Below are 21,410 nucleotides of genomic sequence, written 5' to 3' on the forward strand. Positions count from 1 at the left end.
TTGGTCAAATATCAGTAAAATATGTAAGGCTATGTTTTTTTACGGTGGGACGGTACCACCGTGCACGTTGAATATACAGGTTATGATGAAAGGAATTTTTAATGAATAAGACAGAATTAACCGCCGCGGTCAATACCCGGCGTACCTTTGCGATTATTTCTCACCCGGATGCCGGGAAAACCACCATTACGGAACAAATGTTATTGTTTGGTGGCGTTGTTCGTCAGGCCGGAACGGTTAAAGCCCGTAAAAGTGGGAACTTTGCCAAGTCTGACTGGATGGAAATTGAAAAGAAGCGGGGAATCTCAGTAACGAGTTCCGTGATGCAATTCGATTACGATGGCAAACGGATCAACATCTTGGACACGCCCGGACATGAGGATTTCTCGGAAGACACTTATCGGACTTTGATGGCGGTTGATTCCGCTGTCATGGTCATTGACTCGGCTAAGGGGATCGAACCACAAACGAAGAAGTTATTCCAAATTTGTAAGATGCGGGGCATTCCGATCTTTACGTTCATGAACAAGTTGGACCGTGATGGTCGCGAACCATTGGACTTGTTGAACGAAGTCGAAGAAGTCCTCGGAATCGAAACTTATCCAATGAACTGGCCAATGGGTATGGGTAAGGGCTTAAAGGGCTTATACGATCGTTACAATCACCGTGTGGAACTTTATCATAATGAAGCTCATGGCGAAACGTTCTTACCACTAGACGAGAACGGTGAGCTTGATCCTAGTAATGAATTGACCAAGGACAGTATTTATCGTGACACGTTGGATGAAGTCGAATTGATCAACGAAGCTGGTAATGATTTTGACGAAGCTAAAGTAATGGCGGGAGACATGACGCCAGTATTTTTTGGGTCCGCCCTCACCAATTTCGGGGTCGAAACGTTCTTGAAGACGTATCTGCAGTATGCGCCTAAACCCGCTGCTCATAAGACTCGTGATGACCAAGTCGTTCAGCCAACCGACGATGAATTTGCCGGTTTTGTGTTCAAGATCCAAGCCAACATGAACCCGAACCATCGTGATCGGATCGCCTTTGTCCGCATTTGTTCTGGTGAATTTGACCGGGGGATGGACGTGGTCTTGCAGCGGACTGGTAAGAAGATGCGCTTAAACAACTCTACGCAATTCATGGCCGATACCCGTGAAACGGTGGAAACTGCCGTTGCTGGCGATATCGTCGGCCTCTACGACACAGGTAACTTCCAAATTGGAGATACGATTTACGCTGGCAAAAATGCGGTTCAATTCGAAAAGTTACCGCAATTTACGCCGGAGCTCTTCATGCGCGTTACAGCCAAGAACGTCATGAAACAGAAGTCCTTCCATAAAGGTATTGAACAACTGGTTCAAGAAGGTGCCGTTCAGTTGTACACTTCATATTCAACGGGTGACTATATTCTCGGTGCAGTCGGTCAACTTCAATTTGAAGTCTTCAAATTCCGGATGCAAAATGAATATAATTCGGAAGTTGTCATGGAACCAATGGGTAGCAAGACTGCCCGTTGGATCGATCCCGAACAATTGGATGAAAAGATGTCTAGTTCGCGGAATCTATTGGTCAAGGACCGTTACGGGGCACCGCTCTTCTTATTCGAAAATGCCTTTGCCGAACGCTGGTTTGCGGATAAGTATCCGGATGTCAAGCTGACCTCGAAGCTCTAGGATTTATATTGTGGTTTACACTTAGCTGACCAATCTAGTTAGATTACTGTTCGTCAGTCGATGTGCGTCCTATTTCGACCTCCGGGGCTGGGTGACTATTGCTGGAACGTAAGCCGACATCAATTTGAGTTAACGCACAACCCGCGTTAGCTCAAATACGAGTCTTATTCTAAGCCGGAAGAAAATCACTTCCAGCTAAGAATAATTTGGCTACTGAGCATTGCCTAGCCAACGGATTAATGCGGTTTTGGCATTAGTCCGTTGGCGTAGCAAGCACAGGCTTCAGTGGCACCGAGCACGTTTCGGGAACCCGCTCGAATGGCTGATGAACGGCCACTTAACTTGGTGCAATTGGGCGCTAACTATTTTGATACTGGAACTTTGAATAAAACATCAGGGTGCATAAACGACTTTGTCGCACATTCAATTTTGACTACAGCGGCTTAAGATAGTGAGCTATTCCAATATCATTTTCAGTCTGATAGTTGCTTAGCAAAATTACCGTTTATGAAAAACAACGACCAATTCATCAAAAATTGGGCCCCTCACCGTCTGCTATTCGAATACTATCCCGACTGGAAGGCGTTTCTGCCAATGCTCAGCGGTGAAATTCCACTTAGCAAGCGTCTTTGGCTTGGTTAGTGGAAGACCAGTCAGTATTTAAGACGTGGTCTTCGGCTTAAATCTGTGTCCACCGCGTTCCAGCAATTGGCAGAAATGCCTGGAAGTCGGTGTAGGACGCACCTACCAAAAAAGTTTACGCTAACTCGAACTTTTCCCAGTGGGCCTAAGCTGGCTGCTCTTGATTTAACGGATAGAAAAATTACAACGTGTCTCAAGCAAAAGCACGAACAAATATGCGAATAATTCATAAAATGATGGGGCTGCCAAGTTGATTTGGCGGTCTCATCATTTTTTGTGTGGCGGGACCGGATAGAAGTGATATGAGAGGTTCTTCTAACATGCTTATCGGTCCATGTAAATTCACCATGTAAACCAACGTTGTAGCACTGCTAAGGTGAGAGAATTACGATACAATCAATCTGCAATTTAGATTGTAGGGGGCGATGAGATTGAAAATAAGGGGACGCTGGATGCTGGGATTGATGTTAGGAATGGGGTTGTGGGGCCCGATGACGGTGCACGCGGCGACGAACTTGGTACGGTGGCCAGCGGTGCAAAGCTTAGCGCCCCGGAATTGTGAACTTGAATCGAAACAAACGCGCTTATATCAATTAAATCGTGCAACGATGCAATTAACGCCACGTGGGACGGCCCGGACGACTAGTCACTGGCAACGGGTTGGTCAGGTGATGGTGACACAAAACAAGCGGTTAGTGACTTATTGGCAGGTGCGTCACGGGACTGCTGGGCGACTGAGTTGGGCGTTGGCGGACACCGTACGGGTTGTCGGAACCAGGGTCACTGATATTAAGACGCCCACGCGGCAACCGATGCGCGTGGTGACAACGGATCAACAGGAACACGGGGTGACGCGCGCGGCCAATAAGCTGAGTTATTTGCCCTTAAAAGGGGCGGGACGGTACACCACTGAGCATATTTTGTTTCGTCCTACCGCCGCGTATCTAGCGACTCAAGGGCTACAAAATCAGCCAGACACGTTGCGCCAGAGTAGTGGCTATCGCGACCATTATCATTTCAAAACAGCACTGTATTTACCGCAACAGTTAGGGAGCCGCTTGTTGAATGACCCACAGAGTGCGACGTTTTCAGCTGACAATCGGTACTTGTACGTCATGTACGTCAATGATCAACAGTTGGGTGGCGCCGACCAGACTGGCTGGGTCGTTCGCTATGATTGGCAACGCCTGATGGCTTTAGGGGCTGGGCAATCAGGGAAGATGGCGATGGTCCGAGTAGCAGCAGCTCACCAATTCGACGGGAAGATGACGGCTTTTGACCGTCGGGTGCTGGCCGCCATTGAAGTGGGGCCGGAGTTTACGGCGGGACACGTTCAGTCACTAGCTTTAAATCCTAAGACGAACGAGCTGTGGTTTATTTCATCGACGGCACGTGATCAGCTTGCAAGTGTTGCGCGACTAAATCCGCAATCCCTGACGCCGGATCTTAAAATTGCCTTTACTACTGGTAGCGGGCGTCTAGGTGATGAACTGACTTTTGATCGCGCTGGGCAGGCCTATTATTGGACGCATGCGAGTCAGCTCAGAAATGGCAATGTCACGCTTTATCGTGGCACAATCAGTTCGACGACTGGTGTACATTTTGAACAACTCGCGCAGGGGTTAGCTAATAATCCGGGTTTCTTCGCTCAATCGATTGGATATAACGAGGTTACTGGTCGGCTCTACCTGGTCTCCGATGAGAGTATTACGTCACTTCCAGCGGCTAAACTGGGACACTTGACGACTAGTCAGGTCGGTGAGGCGAACTTTGCTGGTGATCGCGAGTTTGAAGGGTTAGTCTTCATGCACCACAGCCAGGAAGGTTTCTTGCTGACGAATCGGGGCATCGAGTTGATGCGCATAATTGTTGATAAGTAGATATTAAAATGCACCACTCGCTAGATTAGATTGAAGCTAGCGAGTGGCGCATTTTAGCATGGTTCGCGTTAATCGAACAAAAGTCTTGTTTAAGCAAACGGTGGATCTAATTTCGTTAAATAACGGCCCGGCAAGTAACCTTGATCTTGCAGGCGATACCAGACGACCCCGTTGTCGTCGGCCATTCGCTCAATCAAATTGACCGTGTCACCATGAGTGACGGTAGTTAAATAGCGGCCATATGGTTCGATGTATGTGTGGACCTGTTTGCCAGGGACAAAACTGACGACGCCGGTTTGGCGAACAGGCCGTTTATTTTGGACGCGGTAGCCGGCTGGCAACTTGAGTAACAGTGTGTCACCGGTAGTTAATTGGAGGTGCGTCTCCGGAATCCACTGATCATCGCCAATCGCATACCAGGTCTCGTGAGTGACTAAGCGAACGCGCATGTACGTTTTATAAGTGCTACCGGGCTGGAGCTTAGTTAAATAGTTGGTCGTAGTTGCCCCAGGATACGGATAAACGGCGGTCAACTTGTTGACTTGGACAAAACCAGTACTGAGGTCAGTTTGTTGCCAATTTTGATTGCGGTAGAAAAAAAGGACCGTCTTGGAAGTGGTCGTGTATTCCCCAGTCACGTCGCCTACGGAACGGAGGAGCTTAAAACCGGCGACGGTCGGCGCACTGACTTCGTAAGGGGTTCCTAATTTCCCCCGGTACATGGTCGGCCGGCCAATTAGTTCGCGGCGGTCAATGTCATAGGCGTACATCCAGACTGGTTGGCCAGCTTGGCGTTCGTAAGTCAACGTGATGCTAGCCTGTGGGGTCGTAAACCAGCGAGTCAAGCCTTCGATATGGACGAGGTGGTAGCCGGTGATGCTGACGGCTGGCAAGTGAATCTCTTCGCCAATGGTGCCAGCAATCATATCAGCAGCCTGCAGTTCATTGCCATCCTGATCTAGGTGGTGAACGAGAACTAATGCTTCTGTTTGGTTAACTGTAGGTGCTGCGGCAGTTTGTGCGGCAATGGAACGTGGTGCCTCAGTAGCGCTTGTGGCGGCTTCCGTGCTGTTTAGTGCCTGAAGCATTCCTTTAAGTCGGTCAAGAAACGACACGTGACCACTCCTTTCATTAATAAATTAATTATCACTAGTATAACGCATTCACAAGGGTTCTGGCACGTCTTAAATAAATTGTAAAATTCCCGCTTTGTCAGTCGTGTATACTAATATTTAATAACAGGGGGCGTTAACGGATGAATCTAAAACAATTACAATATTTTTTGGCCGTGGCAGAGGAAGGTCAGATGACAGCGGCCGCCAAACGCTTGCACGTGGCGCAGCCACCACTGAGCTATCAGATTAAGCAATTAGAACTTGAACTAGGCGTCACCCTCTTCAATCGCTTGCCTCAGGGTGTGACTGTTACTGAAGCTGGCAAGCTACTGGTGGGGTATGCCCAACAGCTCACGCAGTTGTCGGCGACTGCGGAGAACAAGGTCCGGGCCCTGGCACACGGCGTGACGGGGACCATTAATCTGGGGACAGTTTCATCCTCGGCAGGGGTCATGCCGAATACGGCATTACTAAAGTGGTTAGGGCAACATCCCGATGTTCAGCTTGCGATTACGGAAGGCAATACGTATGAGTTGTTAGACGATCTGCATAAACGGTTGCTAGACGTGGCGGTGTTACGAACACCGTTCAACGCGCAACATCTAGTCTGTCGTTACTTTCCCGCAGAACGGATGGCAGCAGTCATTCCGAAGCGATATTCACGGTTTGAAAAGCGGCGCCAGTTACAACTAAGTGACCTCGCTACGTTACCATTGATCAAGTACCGTCGTTTTAATGAATTATTCCACGTTGCCTTTCTGGAAGCGTCGGTTACGCCGACTTACATCATGACTTGTGATGATGCCCGCACGGCGATGCACTGGGCTAATCACCAATTGGGAGTGGCCCTGGTGCCACGGTCATTGGCTGAAACCTATGACGGTGGTGACGTGCTGATTCGATCATTGGCGGATCATCGTTTTCAGACTCAACTGGCCCTAGCAACGACCCCGGAAGCCTTAGCGACCCCATTAGTTGCCGGTTTGATGGCACAATTCCAGCAAGCGCAGTCGCTAGACTAGTTTAATCAGTTTGATATCTAAAAATTTAATCGCGGTTAAGGGTGAATTGCTGATTTAATCGGGTTGTTACCGATTACACTAGCTAGAAATTGAAGTGGTGTTTTCAGACGCAAAATAAGCCTAATGACTGTCGTACTGGGGATACGCTAACCTTCATTTAATAATTAGATATCAATCGGTTTAAATGGTACACTAACAATTGAAATTTAAAGGGTGAAGGTGAAGGAAATGATTTATTCGTTAGGGCTAATGCTCGGCGTTGGGGTAATTGCCGGAATTTTCGGTGCTATTTTAGGTATCGGTGGTGGCATGATCGTCACACCAATCCTGACACTTGGTTTGGGATTAGATATTAAGTATGCGATTGGGGCCAGTATTATCGCCGTGATTGCCACGAGTTCGGGCTCTACCATTGCATATTTACGTGATGAGATGTTGAACTTACGCGTCGCGATGTTTCTTGAAATTGCGACGACGGTCGGGGCCGTCCTCGGGGCAGTGTTGACGGGGGTGCTTAATGCAACATTCCTGTACTTCCTATTTGGGGCGCTGTTAGTTTTCACGACGTATAATATGATTCGTAAATTAATGAGTAAGAACGGTGAATTACCGTCAGTCAAAGATGACAAGCTGGCGACACAGTTGAACTTAAATGGTACTTATTATGATAAAGCATTGAATAAGCAAGTTGATTATCAGGTTGAAAACGTGCCGGGTGGTTTTTCCATGATGTTTGGTGCTGGTTTCGCCAGTGGCTTGTTGGGGATCGGGAGTGGCGCGTTCAAAGTGCTAGCCATGGATACGATTATGCATATGCCGCTTAAACCGTCATCAGCAACTTCTAACCTGATGATGGGGGTGACGGCGGCAGCGAGTGCGATGGTCTACTTCTTTAATGGGTCAATCAAACCCGGAATCGCGGCCCCATTAGCTATCGGGATTATCGTCGGTGCCTTAATCGGCTCACGAATCATGACGCGGCTCAAGCCACGCTTGATTCGCATGATCTTTGTGCCCGTGATGCTCTATCTGGGAATTCAAATGATTGCTAAAGGATTCGGGGTGACCATCTAATGGATAAGCAAAAAACAACTAAAGCGCAAGAGATGCACGCCGTTGAAATGATGATTGGGTATATTCTACGAATTGGCGTCATTGTTTCTGCAATCGTGATTATTATTGGGATGCTTCTGATGTTGATTCAGGGCAATGGTGGTTATGCAAATGGTATGGAACCCCATACGGTCGCTGATATTCTAGCCGGCATTGTGGCACTTAAACCATATGCCGTGATTATGTTAGGTTTATTTCTATTGATTTTAACGCCAACTTTGCGGGTTGCGGTCTCTATCTACGCCTTTGCAGTGGAAAAAGATCACTTATATGTTTGGATTACGACGATTGTTCTCATCATCTTGATTGTTGCTTCGGTTATTGGGTATCTCGGTAACTAGGCTAGACGGAGCTGATTAATCAGGTTGAGTCGTGATTAAAATGGGCGCACATCTAAAATGGCTACCAGCTTGTTTCGAGGTTAATGTGGAAAGAATCTAAGTTGGTGTAAATTCACGGGCTGGTGTGTTTTATGCCGATGTACGAGTACTTAACTAGCCAATATTGTTTAATAATAAGAGAATGCTGATAAAAAATCAGCATTCTTTTTTATTTGTGCACTTTTAGCTGTTTTGACTAACGTAAAAAAGACCTAATATCGTCATTTTTATCGTTATTTGAATTATTTATTAAGAAAAATTGCCGATTGTGTTCACTTGATAATTGAACACTGATGTGAGAATATAATTGCTTATATATCAGTAATTTCAGGCATGTTTATCAGTATGGATAATAATCGCAAAATGAAATAATTAAGACGATTATGACGAAATAATGATAAAAATTAGAGTTTAGGATTGATTTTAATTTATTTATAATATACAATTACTTTAACTTTTCGAGGGAAAAGCACACACAAACTATTTTAAAGTTAGGGGTTGGGTTATATGAATTTCAAAACAGCTGCAAAAGTAACCGTCGTTGCCGGCGCATCCGTACTATTCTTAGCTGCTTGTGGCTCAAGCAAGAGTTCTTCAAGTTCTAAGCAAACGGCCAATTGGACCGAATCAGCCGAATTACCAACGATGGACATTTCTAAGTCCACCGATGTGGTTAGTTCTAACGCGTTGAATAACACCAATGAAGGGTTATACCGTCTCGGTAAGAACGGGAAGGTCACACCCGGAATTGCGAAATCCACTAAGGTTACTAATGGTGGGAAGACATATACGTTCACTTTACGGAAGAACGCAAAATGGAGTAACGGGGATAAAGTTACTGCCAAAGACTTTGTTTATGGTTGGCAACGGACCGTTAATCCAAAGACTGCGTCACAATACGCATACTTATATTCAGGGATTAAGAACGCTGACGCTATCGTCAATGGCAAGAAGCCCGTTTCTAGTTTAGGGATCAAGGCTGATGGCGATTACAAGTTGACGGTCACTTTGGATAAGCCAATTGCTTACTTTGACAAGCTGATGGGCTTTGTCAACTTCTTCCCACAAAATGAAAAAGTGGTTAAGAAGTACGGTTCTAAGTATGGGACGAGCAGTAAGGCCATGGTTTATAACGGCCCTTACAAGATGACTGGTTGGACTGGGACAAACTTGTCATGGACCTTGAAGAAGAATAACGATTATTGGGATAAGAAAGCTGTTAAGATGGACAGCATCAAGTACCAAGTCGTTAAGGATCCTTCAACTGGCTTGAACTTATTTAATTCCAATAAGCTCGACTTTACGACACTTTCCAACGAACAAGTTAAGAATTATAAGAATGATAAGAACTACTTAGTTCGGAAGACGGCTTCAACTTTCTACGTTGAATTTAATCGTAAGGATAGCGATAAGACTTTAGCCAAAGCTTTCCAGAACAAGAAGATTCGTCAGGCCTTGTCATTAGCAATTAACCGGAAGTCCTACGTTAATAATACGTTAGGTAACGGTTCGACCGTTTCTAAAGGTTACGTTTCTGAAGACTTAGCTAAAAACCCGACAACTGGTAAGGACTTTACGACTGACGCTGCCGTTCCTTCTGCAGTTGACTACAACTTAACGAAAGCTAAGAAGTTGTGGAAAGAAGGGATGAAAGAAATTGGTGAAACTAAGCTGAACATCAAGCTTCTTTCTGACGATACTGATGGTGGTAAGAAGTCTACTGAATTTATTCAAGGTGCTTGGGAGAAATTACCTGGTCTGACCGTTACTAACCAGAACGTCCCATTCAAGACCCGTCTTCAACGGTCACAAAACGGGAACTTCGATACGGTTATCTCTGCCTGGAATGCTGACTTTACCGACCCAATTTCCTTCTTGTCACTCTTCACGTCCGACAACTCATACAACAATGGGAAGTATGACAGTGCCGCATACGACGATGCTGTGAAGAAGGCGGAAGGTGCCGATGCCAATAACAAGACTGCACGTTGGGCTGACATGGTCGCTGCTGAAAAGCAATTGATGAATGATCAAGGGGTCATCCCAATCTATCAACAAGCCTCAGCAACGTTGACTCGGAGCAATCTGAAGGGCATCATCTACAACACTGCGGGCTCAAACTACAACTTCAAGTACATGTCCGTAAAATAATGATGTAAATCCACAGAAAAAAGTGTGTGTGCTTTAACTGAATGAATGTGAAGCAAAGGGGTAAGGATTGACACATTGTTAATCCTTACCATTTTGTTTTATAATGAGGGATGTCATTATTTTTTAAGTTGATTTTAATAGAATGCGAGGAATTCTCATGAGAAAGTATCTTTTAAAGCGGATATTTTACTTGTTCCTGACATTATTCATTGTGGCGACCGCCACGTTCTTCTTAATGAAGTTAATGCCCGGAACACCGCTGCAAAATGAAGCTAAATTGACCCCTAGCGAAAAGGCGTCGATCTTGGCCCAATACGGGTTGGACAAACCTGTTTGGTTGCAATACTTCATTTACATTGGCGGGATCTTCAAGGGGAGCTTAGGGTTATCCTTCCAGTTCTCTGATCAAGCTGTCAGTTACCTGATTGGTAGCCGGATGGGACCATCGATGCAGTTAGGTGGTCAAGCGATGGTCGTCGGAATCGTCTTTGGGATTATCCTAGGGGCCGTTGGGGCCATCAAGAAGGATACTTGGGCCGACCGTTTAGCAACCATCTTATCGATCTTAGGGATCGCAGTTCCGAGTTTCGTGTTAGCCATCCTGTTACAATACTACCTCGGCTTAAAGGCTGGTTGGTTCCCTGTTGCTGGTTGGGAAGGCTTCGCTTACACGATCTTACCAACGTTAGCTTTGGCCGCCAGTCCGCTGGCCGAAACGGCTCGGTTTATCCGAACCGACATGGTGGACGTGCTGAGTTCGGATTATATTGAGCTAGCTAAAGCCAAAGGGTTGTCGAAGTTTGGCATCGTGTATCACCATGCGTTGCGGAACAGTTTGATTCCAATGGTTACGCTGATTGGACCATTGGCCGCCGCCTTGATGACGGGTTCAATGGTTGTTGAAAATATCTTCTCAGTACCTGGGATTGGGGAACAATTCGTTAAATCAATTCTGGTTAACGACTACCCAACCATCATGGGTGTGACGATTTTCTATTCAGCACTCCTTTGCTTACTATTATTGTTGACCGATATTGTCTACGGAATTATTGATCCGCGGATTCGTTTAAATGGAAATGGGGACTAGTTAATGGCAGAAAATCCAAGTAGTATCGATATTAAGCCCGGCGACTTCGAGCCGTTAGATAAACAAGCGGGTCCTGATAATGAACGGATCGCAGCACCTTCCTTAACGTTCGGCCAAGATGTATGGCGGCGATTGAAGTCTAACAAGACCGCTTTTATCAGCTTTATCGTGTTAGTATTCTTATTCTTAGTGGCATTTGGTGGACGGGCAGTCTACCATGTTGATCCTAATGCACAGTCGCCACGGTATGCGAACCTCCCTCCGAAGATTCCGGGTGTTAGTATCCATGGCTTGAATGGTCACTTGACTCAATCTGGTAAGGACGTTGATGCATATGCGGCGGCCGGTGCAAAGTCTGACGTGCATTATCTTCTCGGGACTGATTATCTGGGCCGGGACTTACTGGCGCGGATTATGTATGGGACCCGGATCTCACTTGAAATTGCGTTGATTGCTACTTTGATTGACCTGACGATTGGGGTCGGATTCGGGATACTCTCCGGTTGGAAAGGTGGGCGCGTCGATTTATTCATGCAACGTGTGATTGAAATCCTCTCGTCCATCCCACAATTGGTTATCATGGTGTTGATGGCCACGGCCTTCACGAAGACTGGGATGGCCTCAATCATTGCGGCCATCGCGATCACTGGTTGGACCACGATGGCCCGGCTGACTCGGGCACAGACCTTGCAATTGAAGAACCAAGACTTTATTTTGGCTGCGCGGACACTGGGTGAATCACCCGTCAAGATTGCTTGGAAACATTTGTTACCAAACCTTTCAAGTGTCATTATTATTCAAACGATGTTCACGATTCCAAGTGCGATCTTCTTCGAAGCGTTCTTGAGTTATATCGGGATTGGGATCAGTTCACCCCAAGCTTCATTGGGGACGTTGATCTCTGATGGGCAGAAGAACTTCCAATTCTTGCCATATCAGATGTGGTACCCAGCCATCGTGCTGATCATCTTGATGCTCGCCTTTAACTTGTTAGGTGACGGGATGCGCGATGCGTTTGATCCAAAGTCAAAACGTTAGGAGGACGGCAGCACTATGGAAAAACCAGAAAATGTGATTGAGGTCCGCAACTTGGAAATCAATTTCCATACTTATGCGGGCGAAGTTAAAGCCATCCGTGACGTTAGCTTTGATTTACGTAAGGGTGAAACCTTGGCAATTGTTGGTGAATCAGGGTCTGGTAAGTCAGTGACGACACGTTCACTGATGGGCCTGTTAGCACCTAATGCTGAAATTAAACGTGGGAGCATTATGTTCCACGGTGAAGATATTATTAAAAAGTCCGAAAAAGACATGCAACACATTCGTGGTAAGGATATTGCCATGATCTTCCAAGATCCAATGACATCATTGGACCCAACAATGCGGATTGGGATGCAGATTGCGGAACCTTTGATGAAACATAAGGGTTTGAAGAAAAAAGAAGCGATCGCCCAAGCGCTAGAGATGTTGAAATTGGTTGGGATTACTAATCCTGAAGGCCGAATCAATGATTATCCATACCAATTCTCAGGCGGGATGCGGCAACGGATTGTGATTGCGATTGCATTGGTCTGCTATCCTGAAGTCCTGATTGCTGATGAACCAACGACTGCCTTGGACGTGACGATTCAAGCCCAGATTCTGGACTTGATGAAGGATTTACAAAATCGAATTGATACGTCGATTATCTTTATCACCCATGACTTAGGTGTCGTGGCCGGAATGGCTGATCGGGTCGCAGTGATGTATGCCGGTAAAATCGTGGAATACGGGACAGTCGATGAGATCTTCTTCAATCCACAACATCCTTATACCTGGGGGTTACTCAATTCGATGCCAACCTTGGATACTGAAAGTGGCTCATTATCAGCGATTCCAGGGACCCCACCAGATTTGTTGGAACCACCAGTTGGTGACGCCTTTGCAGCGCGGAGCGATTACGCGATGAAGATTGATACGGAGAAGGAACCCCCATTCTTTAAGGTTTCTGATACCCATTACGCGGCGACCTGGTTACTACATCCAGATGCCCCCAAGGTAACGCCACCTGCTGAAATCGTTCGGCGTCAGCAAAAGTTTGCGGCCATGCAAAAACCGCAAGCACCAATTTCAAATCCCGTAGCAAAGGAGTAAGTAGACATGCCTGATGAACGTAAAAAAATTCTAGAAGTTCGCCATTTAAAGCAGTATTTTAATGTCGGCAAAAAAGATGAAGTCCGGGCCGTTGATGACGTCTCCTTTGACATTTATGAAGGTGAAACATTTGGGTTAGTTGGTGAATCTGGTTCAGGAAAGACCACGACCGGACGTTCCATCATTCACTTATATGAACCAACTGATGGTGAAATCATTTTTGACGGTAAGGACGTTTCCAAATTACACACTAAGAAGGAACGCCATGAATTTCGCCGGGAGATCCAAATGATTTTCCAGGACCCATACGCCTCATTGAATCCACGAATGAAAGTCAAGGATATCGTGGCGGAAGGGATTGATATTCACGGTTTAGCCAAGGATGATGCAGACCGAACCAAGCAAGTTGAAGACTTATTGGAGACGGTTGGTCTTAACAAGGACCACTCTAGTCGTTATCCACATGAATTTTCAGGTGGTCAACGTCAACGGATCGGGATTGCCCGGGCGTTAGCGGTAGAGCCTAAATTCATCATTGCTGATGAACCAATTTCTGCGCTGGATGTTTCGATTCAAGCCCAAGTGGTTAACTTGATGAAGGAATTACAAGTTAAGCAGAACTTGACTTATTTATTTATTGCGCATGATTTGTCAATGGTTAAGTATATCAGTGACCGGATCGGCGTTATGCATTACGGTAAGATTCTGGAAATTGGGCCTGCGGATGAAGTGTATAATCATCCGTTACACAAGTACACCGAGAGTTTGATCTCGGCGGTGCCGGTACCTGATCCAGAGTTTGAACGTAACCGTAAGCAGGTTCCTTATGACGAAACGACCGAACATGACGGTAAGAAGCGGCGAATGGTCGAAATTGCACCAGGGCACTTTGTCCGGGCAACTGAAGACGAAATCCCGATATACACCAAGCGGGCTGTTGACGCGGGGTTAATTACGGAATTTTCTGAGTAACGGCTAATAAAACAGACGGCGAGTGCGAATACTCGACGTCTGTTTTATTATTCAGTAGAATATTTAATTAACTGTTTAGATAAGTTTATTAATTAATAACCATTATAATTAACTCATGTTAACTTGACATATAAATTTAATATGTAAAAAATATTGATGGAATCAATTGTCAAAAAGCCGATTAAATCGGGGATAGACGGCTATTTTTGACCAGCTAAACTGTGACCGGTAGTCAAAGTTATTTGTGTAAATTTTGTAATTATGCAATAATAATATTGTTAATAAAGTTTGTTAACAAATATAACTATTCGTCTTAATAATTGATTCGCACCATTTTTAAAAAAATATTGCGAATTGATCCTGTTAATCAATATTTTGATACGATTCGTCATGCGCTCGATAACCGTATCCTGACGACTCAATTAAGTCAACGTTCACTCGCAATATTTTTTTAAAAATCATGCGAAGGGACAATGGCTTGTTTTGAACGGTTAATGAAAAAAGTACAAATTTCGGGAAGGATGCTGTTAGTATGCAACAACCAATTAATTATATTATGAATATCATGCACCTTGAACGGGACTTAAAACGACTTACGTCGAACTGGTCGTCCGCCACAGGGCTTAGTTTGAACGAGTTACGGATCTTAGTTTATGTCGAACAACATCCTGGTATCCAGATTGGTGATGTGGCAAATGCGTTGAATGTGGCGAAAGCCTCGTTGGCACAAAATATTGGCACCTTGATAACCCAAGGATGGTTGAAAAGTCAACCAATTAAACAAGACCGGCGTTTACGGGTCTTAACGCTTACGAAGGCTGGTCAGGATCGAATGAAGGATGTTGATGCACAATTGACTAAATCACTTGACACGACACCAGCAACACAGTTAGCGGATCAATTATCAGCTTTGCAATTATAGGCAGATGTACACGTTCACGGATATTAAGTGAAGTAATATCCTTAACGCGGGATAAAGGGGAGACTCTTTGTCCCGCGCTTTTGTTTTAGCACTTAATAGTGGGGAGCATTATAGGTTAACAATTACTTTGTTTAGTTTACTCTAGGTTAAGTAATTTAAACTTAATAAGATTGATTGAGGTGTAATGGAGCGTATGCATTATAATGTTGAACCGCTAAGAACGGACCAAGAAATCGATGATTTTTTATGGGCTGTTTCACAAGCGCGTTATGGGGAGCGTAATCGCATGATTGTTTTGGTTGGAATTAACACGGGATTACGAATGAGTGATATTTTACGACTGAAGGTTGGGCAAGTACGTGGCAAAGATCGTGTTATGATCATGGAACAAAAAACGGGCAAGAAGCGCTGGTTGTTTTTGAAAAACCTCAAAACGGAATTAGCCCACTTTACGCGGTATCGGGGGGCAAATGAACCGTTATTCTGTAGTGGTCGGGGCGGAGCTTTAACCGTTAATGGTGTCTATCGAGTCTTTCAGACGGCCGGTGAGTACCTGGAGCGGGATGATATTGGTACGCACACGTTGCGCAAGACATTTGGCTATCATTATTATCAAAAGACTCGTGACATTGCCGGATTGATGATGATTTTCAATCATTCGAGCGAGCAGGTGACAAAACGCTATATTGGCATTGAGCGTGATAATTTGGAACGACAATTATGGGACTTTAAATTAGGCGTTTAATTATGGCAGAGACGCGGGCTATTCATAGCGACTCAATGAGGATTTGAGGTAGGCACAAAAAAGAGCCAGAAGTGTAAACGATTGTTTACGCTTCTGGCTCTAAATTTAATTATCTTATTCGGACTTCGTCTCAGCCGCCAAAACAATCTTGCCGTCTTCAACTTTTGCAACCATGTTCTTAACGTCGCCGTGGTCCAAATAGAAATCGGCGATGCGATCTTCGATTTGTTCCTGGATAACACGCCGGAGTGGGCGAGCCCCCATCTGAGGGTTGTAACCTAGTTCAACGAGTTTTTCCTCGACAGGTTCTGTGACGTGGACGTGTAAGCCTTGGTTAGCTAACATGCCGTTGACATCTTCGATCATCAAACCAACAATTTTCATCAAGTTTTCCTTAGATAAAGCGTTGAATTGAATGATGTCATCGAACCGGTTTAAGAATTCTGGCTTGAAGTAGTCCGTCAACCGGCTAGTGATATCGTGCGTCTTGCCTTCAGCAGCGGCACCAAAACCGACATTAGCTTCACTGTCGCCAGTCCCAGCGTTGGAAGTCATGATGATGATCGTATCTTTGAAGCTGACAGTCCGACCTTGTGAGTCGGTCAGCCGGCCATCATCGAGGATTTGCAAGAACATGTGCATGACATCCGGATGAGCCTTTTCAACTTCGTCTAGTAAGACTAGGCTATATGGATGACGACGAACCTGTTCAGTTAACTGACCGGCTTCTTCATAGCCGACATAGCCAGGCGGTGAACCGATCAACTTAGCCACTGAATGTGGTTCCATGTATTCACTCATGTCAAACCGAATCATGGCATCTTGAGAACCAAACAGTTCCTTAGCAAGTTGTTTAGCCAATTCAGTTTTACCAACCCCGGTTGGGCCGACAAACATGAAGGAACCAATTGGCCGGCCAGTTCCGTTCAGACCGATTCGATTACGCCGGATGGCCCGGGCAACTGCTTCAACCGCTTGGTCTTGACCAATAACCGTACTCTTAAGGTCGGGTGCTAAGGTCTTCATTTGAGCCTGTTCCTTAGCCTGCAAGTCACCAACTGGAATACTTGTCTTTTCTTCGACAATTTGTTCCATGTCCTTGACTGTTACAGTGGCAGTATCGTTATTAGGCTGGTCTGAACTTTCATCGGGCTTAGCTTTTTCTAACTTAGCAACTTGATCGCGATAGTAGGCGGCTTTTTCGTAGTCTTCCTTCTTCAAGGCGTCCTGTTTCTGCTTTTCCGCCTCGTCGATCTTTTCTTGAATCGTCTTTGGATCGACCGTCTTCAACGTCAAGTTCTTACGTGAACCAGCTTCATCGAGTAAATCGATGGCCTTATCAGGTAAGAAACGATCTTGAATGTAACGATTTGACAACTTGACGGCTGCCACAATGGCATCTTGATCGTATTTAACGTGATGATAGTCTTCGTACTTCTTCTGAATGCCTTCGAGAATCTTGATAGATTCTTCCACGCTCGGTTCGTTGACCGTGACCGGTTGGAACCGGCGAGCGAGGGCGGCATCCTTTTCGATGTCACGGTATTCGTTTAATGTCGTGGCCCCAACTAATTGGAAATCACCACGGGCAAGGGCGGGTTTCAGGACGTTCCCAGCATCCATACCACCTTCAGCATTACCGGCACCCATGATTTCATGGATTTCGTCAATGAAGAGGATGATATTCGGATTGCTTTGAACTTCCTTCATTAATTGTTGCATTCGTTGTTCAAATTGACCTCGAATACCGGTACCTTGAACAAGGGAAGCCACGTCCAAACGAATAATTTCTTTATCTAACAGTTTTTGTGGAACTTGACCAGAAACGATTTTCTGTGCTAGTCCTTCCACGACCGCCGTTTTACCAACCCCAGCTTCACCAATTAAAACGGGGTTATTCTTGGTCCGGCGATTCAAAATCTCGATAACCCGATTAATTTCGGTATCGCGACCAATCACTGGATCGATTTTGCCCTGTTTAGCTTGCGCTGTTAAGTTGAAGCCGTATTGGCCAAGGAGGCCACCGCCGTTGTTATTGCCACGACGATTGCCGCCATTAGGACCAGCTGGCTGGGTCGGTGGGGTCTGTTGTTGCCGGTAAGCGTTATTAGGATCAACGCCACCCTGCATTGCACGGAAAATGTCGTCAAGACCACCAAAACCGAATGGATCTTGTGCCATATCAGCACCTCCAACTCCGTTATTTGGTTGCTGTTCCTGATTCTTTAGCAGTTGATAGCAATTTTGACAAAGGTTGATTTGTCGCCGCTGACCGTTGACGCTCGTATATAAATGGATCGTCGCTTCGTTCTTATGGCAATTGTCACAAAGCATTATGCTGTCACACACCTTTCGCATCAGAAATATAACTAAATCGATTAGGATCATAGTTAAAGGTTCATCGGCTCTTTGACCTTTGTTGACCTTTGACTATTAGTATAGCGAATTTACGGACTGTTGCAAGTGAAAAGCCTCAGGGTCAAAACTGGACGTGCGGCCGGGATAATTCGCAATGGTTGATTGATTCAATTATTTCTGAATAGTCTGGATAGTCGCAACTCATAGCTTGTCATGTAACCGGATTCGTTGTATATTAATTATCTGGTTAGGATAAGTGATGATGTAACTGTCTGTCTATATTATAGTACAAAGCGGTTTTTTTGCATGTATCGAGCCTGACCAGTTTTGATGTTTGCAGCGCATCGTTTTTCATTGGTGACCGTCAACAGCCAGTGAGCGGCGGAGAACTTTGTTCGTAAATATCAGAATAATGATGCAGTAATGTGTCAACCTAACTTTGAGGAGGCGGTAATTGTTTGGCAACGGATTATACCCAGTTAATGGAAGCGTTGCGTCATGGCGAACGCGACAGTTTTACCGTAACGCCGGATGAATTTATGGCTTTTCACGACGCCTATATGAAGTATGAGTATCGTAAACGAGTCATTGGTACGGCGGACTTAGATGGCCGCATTGTTTACCATTTCGAGAAGGATGGTAAGACAACCAATTAATAGGCCTAGCTTGAATGAAAGGGCTTGTATTTTAATTGGATAATTGCTATCATCATTATTAAGGGCTCTTGAGTATACGTGTTGGCGGCAACTCGAATTGACTCGGAACCAATTTTAAATTTATTTATCTTGAAGGAGATCGAATAGTTATGGAAAAGAAAGAATTTCACGTTATCGCAGACACTGGTATCCACGCACGTCCCGCAACTTTATTGGTACAATCAGCAAGTAAGTTCAACTCAGAAATTACGTTGCAATACCAAGACAAGTCCGTTAACTTAAAGTCCATCATGGGTGTTATGTCACTCGGTGTTGGTAAAGACGCTGACGTTACCATTTCTGCTGAAGGTGCCGACGAAGCCGACGCTATCGCAGCTTTAACTGAAACGATGAAGAAAGAAGGATTATCTGAATAATGGCTGAAAAGGTACTAAAAGGAATTGCGGCCAGTGATGGTGTTGCAATTGCTAAGGCCTATATGCTAGTTGATCCAGATTTATCATTCGAAAAGACAACAGTTTCCGATACGGATACTGAAGTTGCACGGTTACATGACGCTTTCGATGCTTCCAAGGCTGAACTAAAGGTCATTAAAGACAAAGCGGTTGAAAACTTGGGTGAAGAAGAAGCAGAAGTTTTTGAAGCTCATATCACCATTTTGTCTGACCCAGAAATGCTCGGACAAATTGAAGGTAAAATCAAGGATGATAAAGTCAATGCTGAAGAAGCTTTGAAGGAAGTTACTGATACTTTCATTTCAATGTTTGAAGCGATGACGGATAATGCATATATGCAAGAACGAGCCGGTGATATTCGCGACGTAACGAAGCGGGTCTTAAGCCACTTGTTAGGGGTAACCTTACCAAGTCCAGCTTTAATTGACTCCGAAGTAATCGTGGTTGCCCACGATTTAACACCTAGTGATACAGCTCAACTTGATCGTAAGTATGTTAAGGGCTTCATTACTGACATTGGTGGTCGGACTAGTCATTCAGCCATCATGTCACGGACGCTTGAAATTCCAGCGGTCGTTGGATCTGAATCTGCCACGACTGATATCAAAGAAGGCGATACGGTCGTCTTGGATGGTATCAACGGTGACGCTTTAGTAGCCCCAACGGATGCTGAAGTTGCTGATTACCAACAAAAGGCTAAAGACTTTGTTGCGCAAAAGGCTGAATGGGCTAAGTTGAAGAACGAGGCCACCGTTTCTAAGGACGGCAAGCACTTTGAATTAGCTTCTAACATCGGGACACCTGACGATATGGATGGGGTTTTGGATGCTGGCTCTGAAGCCATTGGATTATTCCGTTCAGAATTCTTGTACATGAACAGTTCAGAATTACCTGACGAAGATACCCAATTCGAAGCTTACAAGAAGGTTGTCGAAGGGATGAACGGCAAACCCGTTATTGTTCGGACCATGGATATCGGTGGTGACAAGGAATTACCTTACTTGCCATTACCTGATGAAATGAACCCATTCTTGGGTTATCGGGCTATTCGGATTTCCCTCGATCGTGATGACATCTTCCGGACCCAGTTACGTGCGTTATTACGTGCGTCACATTACGGTCAATTACGGATTATGTTCCCAATGATTGCAACGCTTGACGAATTCCGTAAAGCCAAAGCTATCTTTGAGGAAGAAAAAGCCAAGTTGGTTGCAGCTGGTACGCCTGTTGCTGACGACATCAAGCTTGGTATCATGATTGAAATCCCAGCGGCAGCTATTTTAGCTGACCAGTTTGCTAAGGAAGTCGACTTCTTTAGTATTGGGACTAACGACTTGATTCAATACTCATTTGCTGCTGATCGTGGTAACGAACAAGTGTCATACTTGTATCAACCATACAACCCATCGTTGTTGCGTTTGATCAAGCATGTTATTGACGCTGCTCACGCGAACGGCCGCTTCACGGGTATGTGTGGTGAAGTTGCTGGGGATCAGATTGCGGTGCCATTATTGATGGGCTTAGGTTTGGATGAATTCTCAATGAGTTCAACTTCCGTGCTTAAGACACGTTCATTAATGAAGAAACTTGATACTAAGGAAATGGCTAAATTAGCTGATAAGGCACTTAACGAGTGTGTTACTAACGAAGAAGTCAAAGAATTAGTTGAAAAGAACGTCTTCGGTAAATAAACAATCAAACTAAGAGCAAATCTGCGGATTTGCTCTTTTTTTGTGGGTAAATGCGGGTCATTAACCAGTTGGTACTAGCCCCGGGTTTAGCACGACGGGGGAGTGGACTACCCGCACCGGTATGATGAGAGCTGGCACAGTGCATGACGCGAATTGACTGGACATTTAGGCATTGTGACAATTGTCCATAGTTGCGACCGCGCTAGTCAATGATGGACACAGGGCACATTGCTACTCGCTGTTGACGGTGAAGAGTTGGTGTAGTGGAAACGATGTAATGGCGGTGTTGAGTGATGCCTAGCGATTACAATTCATCATTTCGAATTCATTTTCTATAGGTGTAGCTGGTCAGATAGATTTTGTCATGAACTCTTAATTTATATTAAGATTATTTGCAACTCGGATATTT

17 protein-coding genes are annotated in these 21,410 nt (G+C 45.1%); 15 read left to right on the top strand and 2 right to left on the bottom strand.

Annotated elements, in window-relative coordinates; translation table 11 throughout:
• Nucleotides 1-101 precede the first annotated feature (101 nt).
• Together E5260_RS05520 and E5260_RS05525 are read left to right on the top strand one after the other, a co-directional pair.
• A complete protein-coding gene (locus E5260_RS05520; protein ID WP_003643227.1) occupies nt 102-1,679 on the top strand; it encodes a peptide chain release factor 3 in 1,578 nt (525 codons plus the stop codon).
• A gap of 1,067 nt (nt 1,680-2,746) precedes the next feature.
• Nucleotides 2,747-4,201, top strand: a complete 1,455-nt coding sequence (locus E5260_RS05525) for a hypothetical protein (protein ID WP_003643231.1) — start codon at nt 2,747-2,749, stop codon at nt 4,199-4,201.
• Nucleotides 4,202-4,290: 89 nt separating this feature from the next.
• Here the strand turns inward: E5260_RS05525 and E5260_RS05530 are convergent, their stop codons facing one another.
• Nucleotides 4,291-5,316, bottom strand: a complete 1,026-nt coding sequence (locus E5260_RS05530) for a MucBP domain-containing protein (RefSeq protein ID WP_003643232.1) — start codon at nt 5,314-5,316, stop codon at nt 4,291-4,293.
• A 140-nt stretch (nt 5,317-5,456) separates the two neighbouring features.
• Here E5260_RS05530 and E5260_RS05535 point away from each other — a divergent pair, with 140 nt between their 5' ends.
• The 10 genes from E5260_RS05535 (at nt 5,457) to E5260_RS05580 (ending at nt 15,841) form a co-directional block, all read left to right on the top strand.
• Complete coding sequence (locus E5260_RS05535) at nt 5,457-6,338, top strand: LysR family transcriptional regulator (protein WP_003643233.1); 882 nt, start codon at nt 5,457-5,459, stop codon at nt 6,336-6,338.
• Nucleotides 6,339-6,566: 228 nt separating this feature from the next.
• Entirely contained in the window at nt 6,567-7,412 is an 846-nt protein-coding gene (locus E5260_RS05540) for a sulfite exporter TauE/SafE family protein (RefSeq protein ID WP_003644203.1), read from the top strand.
• A complete protein-coding gene (locus E5260_RS05545) occupies nt 7,412-7,792 on the top strand; it encodes a DUF1634 domain-containing protein (protein WP_003643236.1) in 381 nt (126 codons plus the stop codon). The genes E5260_RS05540 and E5260_RS05545 overlap by 1 nt, the downstream gene beginning before the upstream one ends.
• A gap of 546 nt (nt 7,793-8,338) precedes the next feature.
• Nucleotides 8,339-9,982 carry a peptide ABC transporter substrate-binding protein gene (locus tag E5260_RS05550; protein ID WP_003643237.1) on the top strand — a complete coding sequence of 548 codons (1,644 nt, stop codon included), beginning with the start codon at nt 8,339-8,341 and terminating at the stop codon, nt 9,980-9,982.
• A 157-nt stretch (nt 9,983-10,139) separates the two neighbouring features.
• Complete coding sequence (opp3b, locus tag E5260_RS05555) at nt 10,140-11,069, top strand: oligopeptide ABC transporter permease (protein ID WP_003644204.1); 930 nt, start codon at nt 10,140-10,142, stop codon at nt 11,067-11,069.
• A gap of 3 nt (nt 11,070-11,072) precedes the next feature.
• On the top strand, nt 11,073-12,107 hold the full coding sequence (locus tag E5260_RS05560; RefSeq protein ID WP_003643239.1) for an ABC transporter permease: 1,035 nt from the start codon (nt 11,073-11,075) through the stop codon (nt 12,105-12,107).
• Between the two features lie 15 nt (nt 12,108-12,122).
• Entirely contained in the window at nt 12,123-13,202 is a 1,080-nt protein-coding gene (locus E5260_RS05565) for an ABC transporter ATP-binding protein (protein ID WP_003643240.1), read from the top strand.
• A gap of 6 nt (nt 13,203-13,208) precedes the next feature.
• Nucleotides 13,209-14,174 carry an ABC transporter ATP-binding protein gene (locus E5260_RS05570; protein ID WP_003643241.1) on the top strand — a complete coding sequence of 322 codons (966 nt, stop codon included), beginning with the start codon at nt 13,209-13,211 and terminating at the stop codon, nt 14,172-14,174.
• Between the two features lie 532 nt (nt 14,175-14,706).
• Complete coding sequence (locus E5260_RS05575; protein ID WP_003643287.1) at nt 14,707-15,096, top strand: MarR family winged helix-turn-helix transcriptional regulator; 390 nt, start codon at nt 14,707-14,709, stop codon at nt 15,094-15,096.
• A gap of 193 nt (nt 15,097-15,289) precedes the next feature.
• Nucleotides 15,290-15,841, top strand: coding sequence for a tyrosine-type recombinase/integrase (locus E5260_RS05580; protein ID WP_003646539.1), 552 nt, complete (start codon nt 15,290-15,292; stop codon nt 15,839-15,841).
• Between the two features lie 114 nt (nt 15,842-15,955).
• Here the strand turns inward: E5260_RS05580 and E5260_RS05585 are convergent, their stop codons facing one another.
• Nucleotides 15,956-18,175 carry an ATP-dependent Clp protease ATP-binding subunit gene (locus tag E5260_RS05585; protein ID WP_003644206.1) on the bottom strand — a complete coding sequence of 740 codons (2,220 nt, stop codon included), beginning with the start codon at nt 18,173-18,175 and terminating at the stop codon, nt 15,956-15,958.
• 482 nt (nt 18,176-18,657) lie between these two features.
• On the opposite strand from E5260_RS05585, the gene E5260_RS05590 reads away from it, so the two are divergent.
• From E5260_RS05590 to ptsP, 3 genes are all read left to right on the top strand, one after another.
• Nucleotides 18,658-18,855 carry a hypothetical protein gene (locus tag E5260_RS05590; RefSeq protein WP_003646540.1) on the top strand — a complete coding sequence of 66 codons (198 nt, stop codon included), beginning with the start codon at nt 18,658-18,660 and terminating at the stop codon, nt 18,853-18,855.
• Between the two features lie 149 nt (nt 18,856-19,004).
• The gene (locus tag E5260_RS05595) at nt 19,005-19,271 is read left to right on the top strand and encodes a phosphocarrier protein HPr (RefSeq protein ID WP_003638282.1); all 267 of its coding nucleotides are present in this window, start codon (nt 19,005-19,007) and stop codon (nt 19,269-19,271) included.
• Complete coding sequence (ptsP, locus tag E5260_RS05600) at nt 19,271-21,001, top strand: phosphoenolpyruvate--protein phosphotransferase (protein ID WP_003643291.1); 1,731 nt, start codon at nt 19,271-19,273, stop codon at nt 20,999-21,001. The genes E5260_RS05595 and ptsP overlap by 1 nt, the downstream gene beginning before the upstream one ends.
• Nucleotides 21,002-21,410: the final 409 nt, after the last annotated feature.

Origin of the sequence: Lactiplantibacillus plantarum (genome assembly GCF_014131735.1) — a bacterium.
Taxonomy (GTDB): Bacteria; Bacillota; Bacilli; order Lactobacillales; family Lactobacillaceae; genus Lactiplantibacillus; species Lactiplantibacillus plantarum.